Genomic DNA, 15,273 nt, shown 5'->3' on the forward strand with positions numbered 1-15,273 from the left:
CGAGAAAAGGTAGGGGTGTTCGCGCATTGTACCACGAACACCCCTACGTTCTGTGGGTCATGCCCTACGGTTTGAACACATACAGTCCACTGGGATCGATGACCCAGTTGGGGTGCCCAATATCCCGTGACATATTCGTGAATGACTGGAAGCAGTGGTCGCACATGGGCTTCGTCACGACGATCGGACTCCCAGGGCTGACTGTGGCGGCCTGCTTTTCAGCGTGGCTGAGGTAGTAGGCTCCATCGCCTGCGCTGTTGTCCATGAAGAACGGAACGCGGCTGCCCGGGAATGTCTTGTCAGTGTCTTCGAGCGAGGGGCGAATGAATCCCTCGGGGGGATTGTCTCCGTAGCCGCTGAGATGGGCATTTCCGTTGGACCAAGCCGCAGTCTTTCCTTCCTCGTAGGGAGGAATGTCTATCTCGTTGGGAATCTTCTTCGGAAGATTGTCCAGTCCCTCCACACCGTCGAGGAGTAGTTTTCCGCCCTTGAACCCCTTGAGACCGAGGATCGGTACAGCTCCCGCAGCGGCCCAGCCGCAACTGGACGCGGTCGGGTCCTGCATGCACTGGACTCCGGCGAGGATCCCGGTGGGGTCGAGGCCTGACAGGACGGCCCCCGCACGCTCCTGGCCTGGCGTGAGTCCGGGGCAGGAGTTTCCGCCGGTGGTGGATCCGCATGCGGTGGTGATGCTCAGGGGGCGCTGCGCCTGCCCCGGGGTGCAGGCGACAAAGTCGCACATCGGGTTCAGGACAGGAGGGGCGGGGTGTGCCTTGTTGTAGGCCCCGATGTCGACAAGTTGGTCGGCCCTGGGGTCCCAGCCGAAGGCTGCCTGCACCGGGTACTTGTCCTCCCACGTCTGCCCGGAGCCGAAGCTGGGGGCGTTGTGGGATTCCTTGAAGCGGACCTCGTTGCCGCAACTCGACCCCGAGCACTTGATGCTGCCCTGGCCGGTGGGGTCGGCGGCGGTGACGGGGTTGTTCTCGGCGTAGGTGTAGCCGTTGAGGGCCTGTGGCTTGGCGGGTTCGATGAGCGGGTCGACGCTGATGAACCGTCCGATGGTGGGGTCGTATTCGCGTGCCCCGAGGTGGGTCAGACCGGTGGACTCGGTGTCGTCGGTGCCGCCGACGAAGCCCTTTGACCCTGGCCACTGCTTGGGGGCCTGGCCCCGTATCCCGCCGAAGGGCAGGCTGCGCCGCTGAGTGATCGTGAGATCTGCGGCGTTGACGGCGAGCTGGCCGGTGCCCTGGTGGTCGCCGACGGTGAACGTGAAGGTTCCGTCGTCACCGCGGATGGCGGTCTGGCCGCCGCCGAGGTCGATGTAGCGGGTGGCCTTCGGCTTGTCCGCCCCCTTCAGCAGGGTGATCTCGGTGTGGCCCAGGTAGAGGGTGGTCTCGGTCTCGGTGCGGGAGATCAGCCGGTTGCCGTCCGCGTCATACACGTACCCGGCGGTGGTTGTGCCGTTCTCCGTGACCTTGGTGAGATGGCCCTCGGCGTTCCAGATGAGGCTCTGGCCGGGCCGGGTGGTGGTGTTGCCGATCTCGTCGTAGCCGTACGAGCCGGTCTTGGTGCCGTCGGGTCCGGTCGTGGTGACCGAGTTCAGGGCGTGAGTCTGCGGCTTGCCGGTTCCGTTGTAGTCGTACTCGTGTTTGATGTCCTTGCTGGTGTCTCCCTGTGGGTTGTGGAGGGTTTCGGTCTTGCGGTTGCCGGCCTGGTCGTAGGTGTAGGAGTGCCAGTACGGTGCCGGGCCCCCGATCGTGTTCTTGTCGGGTGTGGTGGGGCAGGTGCCGGTGTTCTGTGTCCACGCCTGTGACAGGTGGCTGGCCCAGTCGTAGGTGAAGCACTGGGTGTCGGTGCCGGTACGGGAGACGTCCGATACGGCGAGGATGTTGCCGGCCTCGTCGTAGTGGTAGGTGGCGTTCCGGTCGACCCCGGGCTGTTCCTCGCGGTCCACGCGGGTGGTGGCGAGACGCTGGGTGCCCCACTCGTAGGTGTTGGTGACCTGGGTCTTCTTGCCGCCGCTGGTGAGGCTCATCTGCTGGATGAGGGGCTTGCCGGTGAGGCTGTAGCTGGTGCTGCTGGTCATGCCCTGCCCGAATACGGAGATCGGGCGCAGGGTGTCGTCTTCGTAGGTGTAGTTGAAGGATCCGCCCGGGAGGGAGCCGGCCGCCGAGTAGCTGGTCCCGGCGACCAGGCCGGAGGGCTTGTAGGTGGTGCCGGTCTGGTAGGTGCCCGCCAGCTTCCCCTCGGAGGCCGGGATGACCACAGCGGTGCGGGTGGCCCGGTAGAGCCGGTCGTAGGCGGTCACCTTCGAGGTGTAGGGCTGGCCGTCCGCATACCGGGTGGATTCGGCGAGCTGGCCCTTGGCGCCAGCGATGGTGTCGTAGACCCACGTGGCGCGCAGCGGACCCGTGGCCGAGCCTTCTCGCATTTCGGTCTTGCGGCCGAAGTTGTCGTACCCGTAGTACAGCGCTGGTGTGTTGGGGCGGGCGTCCTTGGCGGTGATGAGCTGCCCGCGGTCGTCGTAGGTGCTGGTGGCCTTCCCCTTGTCCGGGTCGATCGTTTCGATCTGGCGGCCGAGCTGGTCGTAGCTGTAGTGCCAGACACTGCCGTCAGGGGAGGTGATCGTCTCCTGTTTGCCACTCGGCGTGTACGTGTACCGGGTGGCGATGTACTCGGAGGTGGGGGCGGGGGTGAGGTGCTGGCGCAGCTCCGTGGTCTGTCCGCGCGCGTCGGTCAGCGTCGTGGTGGTAGTGCCCCCTGTCGGGGGGATGACCGTGGTGCGGTCGCCTCCGTAGACCGTCTTCGTCGTGTTCAGCACCTGGCCACCGCCGCTGTTCCCGGCGACCTGCTCGACCTGGGTGGCGCGGCCGAGTCCGTCGTAGGTGGTGCGGGTCTGGGTTTCGACCTTCAGCGCGTCTTCGGGCTTGAACAGTGCCGTGGACGGCTGGCCGGTGGCGTAGTAGGCGGCGAAGGTCTTCGCGGTCAGGCCGCGTTCGTCGTAGAAGGTGTCGGTGAGGATCCGGCCGCCGTCCGGGCCGGGGGCCTGGGCCTGGCGTGGGCGCAGGAACCCGTCGTAGAGCGTGTAGGAGGTGATCTGGCCGCCGTTGTTGTCCAGGGTCTTGGTGCCGACGGCGACGGGCTTGCCCTCGCTGACGAGGTAGGTGAACTCGTAGGTGGGGGTCTGGCTCGTCTGCCGGTCGGCGGCGGAGCGGCCGAGCGCATCGAAGGCGAAGACGGTGGTCTTGCCGTTGGTGTCGGCCTTCTTCACCACCTGACCGCGCAGCGGCTCCAGTTCGTCGGTCGTGGTCTGAGCCGTGGAACTGTCGCCCGCCACAGCGGGCGGCGTGACGGTCTTCTTCTGGGTCGGTATGCCTGTGGTCGGGGTGTAGATCGTGGTGGTGGTGCGCCCGTCCTTCCGCTCGCTGCGGACCGGTGAACCAGCGTTCTCGACGGTCACGGTTGCTGTCAGATCGGTGGTGGTCAGCGCACGGCCGTAGGTGTCGAAGGTGGCCCCGGATTCCAGGTAGGTGGCCTTGGTGCCGTCGTGGCTCTTCAGCGTGGCCGTCGCAGTCGCATCGCCCGTGGTGGGTGCGGCACCATAAGCTTGGCCGTCGTAGGCGGTGCGCACGTCGGAGATGACGTCCTTCGACCGGTCGACGCCGGCATCACAGGATTTGGCGACGGTCTCCACCCGGGCGGTGAGGTTGAGGATGTTGCTGCCCGTGTTGGTGGCGTAGGTGGTGCGGATGCACCGGTCATCGGACGCCGTCGTGGTGTCGCCGAGATCGTCGACCTGAGTGACCCGGCCGGCGACCGTGTCATGGGTTGTCTTGGTGGCCGTGGTCCGCCACTTGGAACCGGCGCCGTCGTCCAGCGAGGTCCAGGCCTTGCTGCTGTCAGTGCCGGTGAAGTTGGCGGTGATGGTGCCCCAGTTGCGGGTCTTCTTCCCGGTCTCGTGATGCCAGGGCCGGTTCACGGTCTTGGCGAGCGCCTTCCCGCCGGGACCGGAGTAGGTGACGGTCTTGTACGCGAAGCCTGCCGTCGAGGAGTGGTCGGTGATCGGGTCGCCCTCCCCCTCCCCGAGGGGGACGGTCACGGTCTTGGTGCCGCCGTCCTTGGTCTTGCGGTCGCCGTCCATGCCGCGCAGGAAGTAGGAGTCCTGTTGCGTCTTCAGCGCGGACGTTCCGCCTTCGCCGCCGGTCTTGACGCGGACGTGTCCGTAGCCGCGCCACTGCGACCAGGTTTTGAACTTCTCCTTGGTCAGCCCGTCGTCATCGTCGAAGTGCCATGCGGCGTCGTCGGGGTAGTCGTAGGTGGTGACCTGGTCGGGGGCACCGCCTGTGCGGTCGGTGCCGGTCACCTTGGTGACGACGTACTTGTTGAACCACTGCTTGTCGGGGTCGTCGGTGCTGTCGCCGCCGATGTACTGCGGGAAGCAGCGAGTGGTGTTCGTCTCCGGCGTCGGCAGGGTGTTCCAGTCACAGGCCGGGGCCGAGTAGTTGACATCGACCTGGCCGCCGGACTCGTCCGCGATCGTGGACAGCCGGGCCTTGATGAACGGGGCGTAGCCGTCGCCGGTCTTGTCGAGCCGGTTGGCGAGCTGGGTGTAGGCGAACGTGGTCTTCGGCAGCGTGATCGCGGGGCTGGCGGTGTGGCCGGTGTGCTGGATGCTGTCAAGGAGGAGCTGGTAGTCGGTATCGGCCATGCCCCAGCGGTGGGCCAGGTGCCAGGAGTCGACCTTGCCGTAGGTGCCGTCGGCCTGGAGGACCTGGGTGGTGACGTCGGTGAGCCGTTTGCGGGTCCAGAAGGACGGGGAGAGGCGGCCGTTGTCGCACTTGGTGCCGGTCTTGCAGTTCAGGTCCCACGGGGTGTCGTACCAGTAGAACGCTTTGTCGTCGATTGTCGACGCCTCGCAGGTGACCCCGTCTTGGGGGAGGCAGCGTTCGGCGCTGGTGAAGTCGACCTGCGCGAGCGGCTTGTCCGCAAACATGCGGGAGGACTTCAGTCCGTAGTCGATGCGCTTGAGGTAGCCGCCGCGGGTGTAGGAGGTGTCGTCCTCGGCCTTGAGGTTGCGACCGTAGGAGTTCGATTCCTTGCCATACCAGTACGACATGGCGTTGCCGTGCCGGTCGACGACGTAGTCGAGGTTCCATCGCCAGGCCTGCTGGCACCAGGAGTCGGCGAAGCTGTCCTTGTGGCAGGGCTCGCCGGTGTTGTTGCCGTAGACGGGTACGGTCCAGGTGGAGTCGGTGCTCGGCTTGCCGTCCGCCCAGCCGGGCAGCCGGTTGTAGCCGAAGTAGTAGCGGGTGCCGTCGGGGGAGGTGACTCGCCAGTACTCGCCGTCGTTGTCCCCGTTGCCACGGTTTGCGGAGGTGAGGCGCTTGATCCGGGTGCCGTCGTCCTCCTTCAGCTTGTACTCGCCGTCGTCGGCGGGGACGAGTTCACCGGTCTTCCCGTTGAACGTGATGAACGCGTTGTCGTAGCCCCAGCACAGGTCGCCGGGCTTGTTGCCGTCCGCGTTCTTCACGCCGTCGTCGGCACATGGTTTGTAACGGCGCTCGATGAACCCGGGCCACAGGTCGAAGCCGTCACCGGCCCACGATGCCTGGTTGTTGGTGTTGCCGGTGCGGCCGTCGATGGCCTGCGACGAGTACGACAGGCCGACCGTCGGGGTCAGCCCGCCCGGCACATCAGGGGCTGGCATGCCGTACGACCAGGAGAAGTCCCCGGTGTTGAGGTCGGTGCTCCAGTTCGCGGACGGGGACAGCGAGGTGGCCTTGTAGTCGCCCTTGTCGCCGGAGGCGGAGGGGGTGGCCGCGAGGACCGTGGCCGTGCTCGAACGCAGGCTGACCGCCTTCGCGGTCAGGGTCTGGCCTTCGGTGTCGTTGACAGTGGCGACCGGCCTGACCGTGCGGCACTCGGCCTTGGCCGGGCTGGTCAGGGCGCAGGCGGGCAGCTCGACCAGGTGCAGGCGGGAGGCGTAACCGCCACCGAACGCCTCGGCGAAGTCCCGGTAGTCGACGCGGACGGACACCCGCCCGCCGCTGGCAGATGCCACCTTTGCCTTGGCTGCCGCCCCTTTCTTCGCGTCCGGGGCCGTGAGGGTGAACAGAATGCCGTCGACACCCGCACGCTGGGCCTGCTCGCGGCCCAGAACCCAGGTCTCGACCTTGTCCGGGGCGCCAAGCGCGGCTGAGCGTACAGCCGTTTTGGCAGCTCCGATGCGGATGGGTATCCCCTTCGCCGAGCCGGTCTTCCCGGAAGCGTCAGGGACGTCGATGGTCGCGTGGGCGGGGGCCGGCCAGTCCTTCTCGGACGGCCGGATGGGCGTCTTCGGGCCCCTGGTGAGGGTGCGTGGCTTGGTCTTGGTGCCATTCGTGCCGGGGACCGGCTTCTCCGACTTGGGCAGGCCCGGCAGCTGGTGACCGGCCGCGGCAGCAGGTGATGCGGCGGCGGTCTGGAGGAGTGTGCCGACCATGACGGCGGATACGCCGAGCGCAGTTCTGCGCAGCAGTCGGCCTCTGTGAGGAGATAGAGAAATGGGTTTCATCCAGTTCTGTCCACTGTCTTCGGGCGCCGTCGACCGCCGGTGGGCATGACGCGGCGCGAACGTGATGAAGGTGAGGTTGGTCTCCGGGGTGCGGTGCGCCCGGTGTGTGCCACCGGGCGCACCACCATCTGATCGGTCAGCTGCCGGCCGGGACCTCGGTGGGGATATCGAAGAACGTGTTGGACAGTTCTTCGATCTGGCTGTCGTTCAGCGCGCCCTGGAAGGCCCACACGTCGTCGACCTGGCCGGGGAAGTACTCCCCGCTCTTGGAGCGTCCGGCCTGGAGAGACTTGCTGGCCTTGAAGGCCAGGACGTCTTCGGCCCAGGCCAGGAGGTCGCAGCCGGAGTCGTCCTGGCACGTGACCTCTTGCAGGACGCCGTTGACATACAGGCGGGCCTCCTTGGTGAACCCGTCATAGGTCACCGCGAGGTGGTTCCAGTCCCTCACGTCGTAGAACTCGGTGCTGTGCACCAGTTCCACCGAGGCGTCCGCGCTGTCCTTGTCCGCTACCGCCAACTCCCAGCGGCCCAGGCCCTCCGGATCCTTCGCATCGGGTACGAAGCGGAGGTCGAAAGCATTCTGGTTCGTTCCCTCGCCGCTGACCACGGCCGCGTTCCAGCTGGGTACCGCCGCTGCCTGCGCCCAGGCCGTCACGGTGAAGCTGGCGCTGGAGTCGACGGGCATGGATGCGGTGGCCGCGTAGTCATCGACGCCGTCCAGCTGGAGGCCGTGGTCGCCGATCATTCCCGCGCCGAGCTGGGCTCCGCCGTTCAGCGTCATCGCACGGCCTTCGGGCGAGGCATCCGGCGACGTGGCGGGTGTGCCGGAGTTCTGCTCCTCGAACATCCAGCGGCCCTTGACCAACGGGCGCTGCTTGAACAGCTGCTGGACCTCACCAGCGGACACGGGCCGGTCATAGAGGCGGACGTCGTCGATCCGACCGGGGAAGAAGGAGCCGGGCTGGCCGTCGTAGGAGCCGGCGCCGATCTGCACGGCGCCGCCCGCGTACCAGTCGGCCTTCAGGTCCGTCTCGCCCGCCTTGACCCCGTTGACATACAGGGTGAGCTTGTTGGCGACGGTGTCGTGCACGCCCACCAGATGGGTCCAGGTGTCCCCGTAGGCGGTCTGCCCGTCGGCCTGCATCGCCCGGATCGGAGTCGCGTCCGAGGCGTCGGCCGAGTACTGGTTGACCGCCCACCGGTCGTACGCACTGGAGTAGTACAGCTCCAGTCCGGGTCGGTGCGTACCCGTCTGAGTGGCGATGATCGCCGCGTGGCCGGGCTTGGTCCTGGGCAGCTTGGCCCAGGCGGAGATGGCGAAGCTGCGCTGGTTGTTCAGCAGCGGTCGCCCGGTGGTGGCGTAGTCGTCGACCCCGTCCAGGCTCAGCGCCTTGCCCGCGACCCCCGCGCGACCCGGGGTGACGCCCCCGACGAAGGTCGCGTCCGGGACCTCTGCCTTGCCGGTCAGTTGCGTGGCGTCGGCGGGCTCGTCCATCGAGAACACCGCTCGGGCGGGGCGGCCCGAGCGGATCGACTCCTTGCCGTACAGGCGTGTCACCTCGCCGCTCGAGAGCGGCTTGTCGAAAATCTGCACCTCGTCGATCGCTCCGGGGAAGAACGAGCCCGGCTGGCCGTCGTAAGAGCCCGCGCCGATCTGCAGGCCGCGCCGCGCGTCCCACGGCGAGTCATACGCCGTGGTCCCGGCCAGCGCACCGTTCACATACAGCTTCAGCTCGTCGCTGCTCGAGCTGAAGGTGCCCACCACGTGCGTCCACTCACCGGCCTTGACCGCGCTCGCGGAGGCCTGCATGGCCCGCGCGATGCCGGCGTCCGGGGCGTCGGCCTTGTACTGGTTGAACGCCCAGCGGTCGTACGCCTTGGAGTAGTACAGCTCGAACCCGGGTGCGTGGTTGCCAGGCTGCGCCGCGATGATCGCCGCATGGTCCGGCATCGTCGACAGCTTCGCCCACGCCGAGACCGAGAACCCGGTTGAGGTGTCCACCGTCGGAATGTCGGTGACCGCATAGTCGTCGACCCCGTCGAACGACACCGCTGTCCCCTTGGCTCCGGACACACCAGGTGTCGCACCGCCGCGCAGTTCTGCCGTGCGCTCCGGCGCCGACCCCTTCGCCACACTCGCCCCGGCATCCTCGTCCATCTGCCACATTGCGCGTTCCGGCTGTCCGGCCTTGACCCGGAACCGGTATCCGGTGGGCGCGGAGACGTTCCCGGCCGCATCGACGGAGGAGACGTAGAGAGTGTTCAGGCCGACGATCGGCGGCAGCAGCTTCAGCGTTCCGGCAGTTCCACTCGATGTCGAAATCGCATTCTTCGGCGACGGATCGATGTTGATGCCCCATAGGTACTTGACCGTCTGGGAGTCGTTGCCGCCGACGCTGAAGGCGCCGTACTTGCCGATGCCGTCGTACCACGGGTCATCCGGGTTCTCCGGGTCCGAACGGGGATAGTCGTTCGAGGAGATCGTGGGCGGCTTCGGTTAGCGGACGTCACTGCAGTACGGCTACTTGTGGAAGTGCCCAGACTCGTCAAAGGTGTTCACGCCTGCGGCCCTTGCGGCCATCGGCACGCCCGTCGACCCGGGACTCCAGCCGGTCCGGCTGCGACGCCTGCTCGCTCTCGCCAAGGACCGCGGCCTGCCCCTGACCCCCGCGCCCACCGTGACCCTCGGCTGGGCGGAGCACCTGGCAGAGGCGATGCAGCCCGACGCGTTCGACGCGGACCGCTGGGCCGACTACTACGCCGACCTGGCGGAGTGCTTCCCCGACGGCTCCGTCCTGTCCGGCAAGAGGATCATCCTGACCTCCGAGGAGACCCTGGTGCCGGCGGGTGACGACGCCGTCTTCCTGGAGCCGGGCCCTGCCGACGCATCCGCTCTGCCCGCGTTGCCCAGCGGCTTGTCGGGCCAGGTGTCGTTTCTGCACGGGGCGATCGACAGATCCGGCCGCCGCGGCAGACGCAGATCAGCGGGACGGCGCTGGCTGCGCTCGCAGCACCTGGTCCACGCGTACGAACCCGAGACCGTGCTCCGTGCCGTCGGCTCAGTCATGCGGCAGAACGAGCAAGACGAGGAGACCCGGCGGCAGTGCCTCCTGTACGCCTGCTCGATATCCGGCACGCTCGCCAGCCCGCCCAGACTCTCGGACCTGCCCGTGCCGGTCCGCGGCAGGTGGCTGGACGCCGGCCGGGCCATGTTCGGGCGCGGTTGGCCCGGCAAGCAGCACCAGGTGGACGACACCCTCGTCCGGTTCCTCGAAGGCGTTCATGGAGTACCGGTCCTGGAGACGACCGCCGCACGGCTGCTGAGAACGCCGGACGAGATCTGCACGGGCAGCGGCGTCTCGGCCGACGCAATGCGGCGGTTCCTCGAACATCACGGCGTGCGCCATGGCCTGCGTCCGCGCTACGAGCCATTCCGGGGGAGCGTGCGGGGCTCGGTCCTCAACAGCCCGGAGTTCTTCACGGGGCTCTCCCACCCCGACGCCGGAGCCGACTTCAGGCATCAGTGGAGGGCCGCGGCGCAGCGCTGGCCGAACCGGGGATACGCCACGTACGGGACCCGCGACTACGGCCCCTCGCGCACCGCGCTGCCCGTCCTGCCCGGCCAGTACGACTACGCCGCGTTCGACAACCACAGCCGCAGGCTCTACGCGGAACTTATCGTTCACGGCCTGGCGACCTGGGGCGACACCGACCTGGAGATGCGGTTCGTCCGCAGGCCGTCCGACGCCCACGGCACTGCGTGGCCCACCCCGCTCGCGGCGTTCCTTTCCCAGGCGCCCTGGGTCCCCCAGACCCAAGTGGATAAAAGCTGCACAGGCGGACTGAACAGCCCTCTTGTAAAAGGCCATGACGATGTCAGGGCCTGCTCGTATCTTCAGACCATGACCGTCACTGCCCGCCGGGAGCTGGTGAGTTCAGCGACCCGCAATGCTTTCCGCTCGCTCTGCACGGACCTGACCGTCCGGATCGTGGAGGAGCTGTGGGAGGACCATGGGTTCGCGCCCATCCCTCCCGAGGAGCTGAAGTACAGCGATCCCGGGCAGCGGCGGACCGCCTTCATGCTCTACGCGGAGGGCGTGGACTGGACCGATGAGAACCACGCGCGCCGTGTCCTGCTCGTCTTCGAGGACTTCATTCGCACTTGCAAGAACCAGGGATGGACGACGGACAAGTGGCTGGAGGACATCCGGGTCCGTCTGGAGAGGGACGGCTTCGCTCTCGATGACAAGGGGCGTATCTCTTGGTCCAACCCGCCCGTGCTGGTCCGTGACCTGAGCAATCTGAGCGACGCTTCTGGCATCACGATCGAGCTGGAGCGCATCAGGCGAGACCTCACCACGGACCCGCAGGGGGCCATTGGGGCGGCCAAGCAGCTCATCGAGGCGACGGCGAAGACGGCGCTCCAGGAGCTGAGCATTGCCGTCGACAAGAACGCGGCCCTGCCTGCACTGATCAGCACGGTGCAGAAGGCGCTAAAGCTCGACGCGGCATCGGCGCCCGAGGGGCCCGACGGCAGCAAGGCGGTCAAGAGGATCCTGTCCGGTGCGGTGAACATCGCCGTTGGCGTGGCCGAGCTGCGTAACCAAGGCTTCGGTAGCGGCCACGGACAGGCGAGCGCTCCCTCCGGGCTCGGAGTACGTCATGCCCGGCTGACGGTCAACGCGGCGGTGACCTGGTGTGAGTTGATCCTCGACACCCTGGCCGATCCTGCCGCGCCATGGCGCAAGGTCACCATCTGACCTACTTCCAGCAAACCTTGATCCGTCAAGGAGACGTCGTGCGGCCGGTCGCAGGGGAGGGGTAGCGAGTTCCTCGATCAGGCCCCAGAAAAGGCCAAGGCGCTGTCGGGTTATGTCCCTTATCCTCACGACATGGGCAAGTCATCCGATAGGTCGAAGTTGAAGCGCCGCCACCACACCGTGCCGCGCCTCCTTTTGAGGCGCTTCGCCGACGGCAAGCGCCTCACCCGCGTTCCCCTCGACGGAGGTCCGAGGCGCCTGGTGGGGATCGCAGACGTCACCGTTCACAGCGACTTCTACTCGATGCGGGACGAGAACGGTGAACTCGACGACACCGTCGAGAACCTGCTCGCGGATGTGGAGGACAAGGCGGCCGGCGCCATCCGCAAGGCCATCGACGATGGGGTGTGGCCCCTGCCGATCGAAGAACGTGCGGTACTCGCCGAGTGGATCGCGGCACAGCATGTGCGCATCCCCGCCGCTCGTACGGCGCACAACGAGATGGCCGACCATCTCGGCAAGGTCATGATCGCCATGGGCGGGAGGCCCGAGATCCGCAGGCACCTCGAAGAGAACGCTACGGAGCCCGTCTCGGACGAGGAGGTCGAGGCGCTGTGGGCGGAGGTGACGGACTTCGACGGCTACTACGCCGAGATGTCGGTCAACGACCACATGCTGTCGATGGGCCAGTCCATGGCGACGGCATACGAGGTGTTCATGGCGCGCTCCTGGGGCCTGATCCAGTTCGAGCGCCGCACGCTGCTCATCCCGGATCATCCGGTGACCTTGGTCCGAGACGAGGACATGCCGCCCTGGTTCGGCGTCGGCATCGCCAACGCTGACAAGATTCTCATGCCGATCGACCGGCGAGCGGCCATCATCATGGCGGGACCGGGCTCGGACGTTTTCTACCCGGCCAGCACCAAGGCGGCCAAGGAGCTGAACCAGCGCTTCGCCTGGAACGCGCGTAAGGAGCTGTTCCATCACCCCGACGACAGCCCTCTGGAGGGGGTTGAACTGCCGCCGGTACGAGACCGCGAGATGCAGGTGAGCCAGCCGCCGGAGAACTTCCTGTTGCCCGACGGGCCACCGGATGATTTCAAGGGCAGCGCCGACAGCGGGCCCGCCGCCTGACCTACCTCCAGAGCGCCTCGGCCCGGTCCGGGTTCCAGACGTTGAAGGGCCGGGTGGCGGTGCGGATCAGGATCTCCCTGATCAGCCCCCGGTACACCGACTGCTTCCGGGGTATTACGGGTTGCTCGGCAGATGGTGGATGGCCGAGCAAAAGGACGCTGGCTCTCCAGATCGAGCACAACCGCTCAGCGCGGGGCCTGCAGGGCATGATCTTCACGCGCGACGACCGCGCCGGCGAGGGCAAGCTCTCCTCGCGCCTGGGCCTGGTCACGGACGCGGTGGAGGTGGCGGACGACCAGGATCTGTACGCGTACCTCGTCGAGCACCTCTCCCAGGGCGGCCGGGCTGACTACGTGATCGCGGACGAGGCCCAGTTCCTGGCTCCCCGCCAGATCGACCAACTGGCCCGCGTGGTGGACGACCTGGGCATCGACGTCTTCGCCTTCGGCATCACCACCGACTTCCGCTCCAAGCTCTTCCCCGGCTCCCAGCGACTCGTGGAGCTGGCCGACCGGGTCGAGGTCCTCCAGGTCGAGGCCCTGTGCTGGTGCGGCGCCCGCGCCACCCACAACGCCCGCACGATAGGCGGCGAGATGGTCGTCGAGGGCGCTCAGGTCGTCGTCGGCGACGTCAACCAGTCCGAGGACGTCGGCTACGAGGTCCTGTGCCGTCGGCACCACCGCCGCCGTATGACGGCCGCGACGGCTCGCGCGGGCGCCCTGTCGCCGGACGTGCTGCCGATCGCCTCGGCCTGATCTCAGGGGCGTTCAAAGCCTCAGCGGACGGCGTGGATCAGCGAGAACATCGCGCCTTCCGGATCCGCCACCGTCGCCCCCCGTCCGTAGGGCGAGTCGTGGGCGGCCTTGAGCAGGTGCCCGCCGAGCTCGACGACACGCTCGACGGCATCGTCCACGTCAGCGGCCTCGAAGTACGTCATCCAGTGCGGGCCCCGGTCGCGGGGCAGGCCGTGACCGACACCGTGGATGCCGGCCACCGGGCGGCCGCCGACGTGCAGGGTCACGTAGTCGAAGTCGGCCGAGACGACCGGCTCCAGCTCGTAGCCGAAGACCCCTTGGTAGAACTTGACGACGCTCTCGGTGTCGCGGGTCACCAGCTCGTTCCAGGCGGGGGTGCCCGGCACACCGGTGATCCCCGTGCCCAGGTGCGCCGTCGCCTGCCAAACGCCGAAGACGGCGCCCGTCGGGTCCGACGCGATCGCCAGGCGACCCGCCTCGGCGGCATCGAGGGGACCGACGCCCACGGTGCCGCCGCTGTGCCGTACGGTCTCGGCGGTCAGGTCCACGTCGTCCGAGGCGAGATACGGCGTCCAGGCCACGGGCAGATGGCGGTCGGGCGGCAGTTGGCCGATCCCCGCCACCTCGTGGCCGTCCAGCAGGGCCCGCACATACGGGCCGAGCTGCTGCGGTCCCGGCCGGAACTCCCAGCCGAACAGCGCTCCGTAGAACTCCTGGGTCGCGGCCATTCCGTGCACCATCAGGCTCACCCAGCAGGGTGTGCCGGGCGTGTGCCGAGCATGCGTTGTGCCGTTCAGGCCGGCCGACCCCCGTGCCTCGGTCATCGTCACTCTCTTCTCGGCCCCTCGCGGTGGCCGGTCACCTTCCGCTTACGAACACGCGTACCGCGGTCGCGTACGTGCACGCCCCGTGCCGATGTTTGCACCACCGGTCGCTCCGCGCGTCCCGGCCGCGCCGCCCTTCAGCGGCGCACGGCCGGAGGATGCCCGGTGTGCCGTTTCCCGTCCGTTTCGGCATGATTGCCGCGCGGTGTCCATCGGCTGTACAGCATGTGCCCGATCCCATACGCCTCGTGATCGGACCTGTCCGGCCGAGCAGAGTAGCCGGACATGGACGAAGCGGCCACCCCGTGCGCAAGGATGGGGGCCATGAACGCCATCATCTCCGCATCCGAACTCGCGAGCGACCTGGCCGGACCGACCCCTCCGGTCCTCCTCGACATCCGCTGGCAGCTGGGTGGTCCGAACCTGCGCTCCGACTACGAGAAGGCGCACATTCCGGGGGCCGTTTTTGTCGATTTGGATTCCGAACTTGCTGGTCCGGCGGGTTCGGAGGGCAGGCATCCGCTTCCTGATCTCGAGGTCTTCGGCGCGGCGATGCGAACGGCGGGAGTGTCCGCCGACCGCGATGTCGTCGTGTACGACGGCGGGCAGGGCTGGGGCGCTGCGCGCGCGTGGTGGTTGCTGGGCTATACGGGTCACCCCTCGGTACGCGTGCTTGACGGCGGGCTCGCGGCCTGGAGCGGGCCGGTGTCCTCGGAGGTCCCCACGCCGGCCCCCGGGACCTTCGTGCCGCAGGCCGGTGCGCGGCCGCTGCTCGACGCGGACGGGGCGGCGGCGCTCGCCCGCACAGGGCTGCTGCTGGATGCCCGGGCCGGTGAGCGGTACCGGGGCGAGGTCGAGCCGATCGACCCCGTCGCCGGCCACATCCCCGGTGCGGTCTCCGCGCCGACCACGGAGAACGTCACCGACGACGGACAGTTCCTGCCCGCCTCCGAACTCGCGGGCCGGTTCAAGTCCCTCGGGGCGACCGGCACTTCCGAGGTCGGCGTCTACTGCGGCTCGGGTGTCTCCGGCGCCCACGAGGTGCTCGCGCTGGCCGTCGCGGGCATCCCCGCCGCTCTGTACGTGGGCTCCTGGTCGGAGTGGTCCCGGAACGGCAGCCGCCCGGTCGCGGTGGGCCCCGACCCGCAATAGCCGCGCTTCGGGCAGCGGCTCTTCGCCGTGGGACCGGGCCCTCGGTGACAGCGATGAGGCCCGCGGCAACCTGGCGCGGGCCTCGAGCGGTGGCA

The 15,273-nt window shown here is 67.9% G+C and carries 7 protein-coding genes; 4 read left to right on the plus strand and 3 right to left on the minus strand.

Features of this window, described 5'->3' with window-relative positions; all coding sequences use genetic code 11:
- Positions 1–64: 64 nt before the first annotated feature.
- Positions 65–6,553 (minus strand): RHS repeat-associated core domain-containing protein, encoded by a 6,489-nt coding sequence (locus OG390_RS38180; RefSeq protein WP_406174309.1) that lies wholly within the window; start codon positions 6,551–6,553, stop codon positions 65–67.
- Between the two features lie 136 nt (positions 6,554–6,689).
- Positions 6,690–8,711, minus strand: a complete 2,022-nt coding sequence (locus OG390_RS38185) for a LamG domain-containing protein (RefSeq protein WP_406174311.1) — start codon at positions 8,709–8,711, stop codon at positions 6,690–6,692.
- Positions 8,712–9,105: 394 nt separating this feature from the next.
- On the opposite strand from OG390_RS38185, the gene OG390_RS38190 reads away from it, so the two are divergent.
- From OG390_RS38190 to OG390_RS38200, 3 genes are all read left to right on the plus strand, one after another.
- Positions 9,106–11,313 carry an abortive infection family protein gene (locus tag OG390_RS38190; protein ID WP_406174313.1) on the plus strand — a complete coding sequence of 736 codons (2,208 nt, stop codon included), beginning with the start codon at positions 9,106–9,108 and terminating at the stop codon, positions 11,311–11,313.
- 132 nt (positions 11,314–11,445) lie between these two features.
- The gene (locus OG390_RS38195) at positions 11,446–12,447 is read left to right on the plus strand and encodes a DUF4238 domain-containing protein (protein ID WP_406174315.1); all 1,002 of its coding nucleotides are present in this window, start codon (positions 11,446–11,448) and stop codon (positions 12,445–12,447) included.
- Positions 12,448–12,560: 113 nt separating this feature from the next.
- On the plus strand, positions 12,561–13,202 hold the full coding sequence (locus tag OG390_RS38200) for a thymidine kinase (protein WP_406178102.1): 642 nt from the start codon (positions 12,561–12,563) through the stop codon (positions 13,200–13,202).
- Between the two features lie 20 nt (positions 13,203–13,222).
- Here the strand turns inward: OG390_RS38200 and OG390_RS38205 are convergent, their stop codons facing one another.
- Positions 13,223–14,026, minus strand: a complete 804-nt coding sequence (locus OG390_RS38205) for a VOC family protein (protein WP_406174317.1) — start codon at positions 14,024–14,026, stop codon at positions 13,223–13,225.
- 324 nt (positions 14,027–14,350) lie between these two features.
- Here OG390_RS38205 and OG390_RS38210 point away from each other — a divergent pair, with 324 nt between their 5' ends.
- Positions 14,351–15,178 carry a sulfurtransferase gene (locus OG390_RS38210; protein ID WP_406174319.1) on the plus strand — a complete coding sequence of 276 codons (828 nt, stop codon included), beginning with the start codon at positions 14,351–14,353 and terminating at the stop codon, positions 15,176–15,178.
- Positions 15,179–15,273 lie beyond the last annotated feature (95 nt).

It is taken from the genome of Streptomyces sp. NBC_00996 (genome assembly GCF_045162675.1).
Classification (GTDB): Bacteria; Actinomycetota; Actinomycetes; order Streptomycetales; family Streptomycetaceae; genus Streptomyces.

Excerpts from the sequence above, each read along its gene's own strand:
- OG390_RS38180 (WP_406174309.1), bottom strand. The coding sequence starts at position 6,553 with ATGAAACCCATTTCTCTATCTCCTCACAGAGGCCGACTGCTGCGCAGA.
- OG390_RS38185 (WP_406174311.1), bottom strand. The coding sequence starts at position 8,711 with ATGGACGAGGATGCCGGGGCGAGTGTGGCGAAGGGGTCGGCGCCGGAG.
- OG390_RS38195 (WP_406174315.1), top strand. The coding sequence starts at position 11,446 with ATGGGCAAGTCATCCGATAGGTCGAAGTTGAAGCGCCGCCACCACACC.
- OG390_RS38205 (WP_406174317.1), bottom strand. The coding sequence starts at position 14,026 with ATGACCGAGGCACGGGGGTCGGCCGGCCTGAACGGCACAACGCATGCT.
- OG390_RS38210 (WP_406174319.1), top strand. The coding sequence starts at position 14,351 with ATGAACGCCATCATCTCCGCATCCGAACTCGCGAGCGACCTGGCCGGA.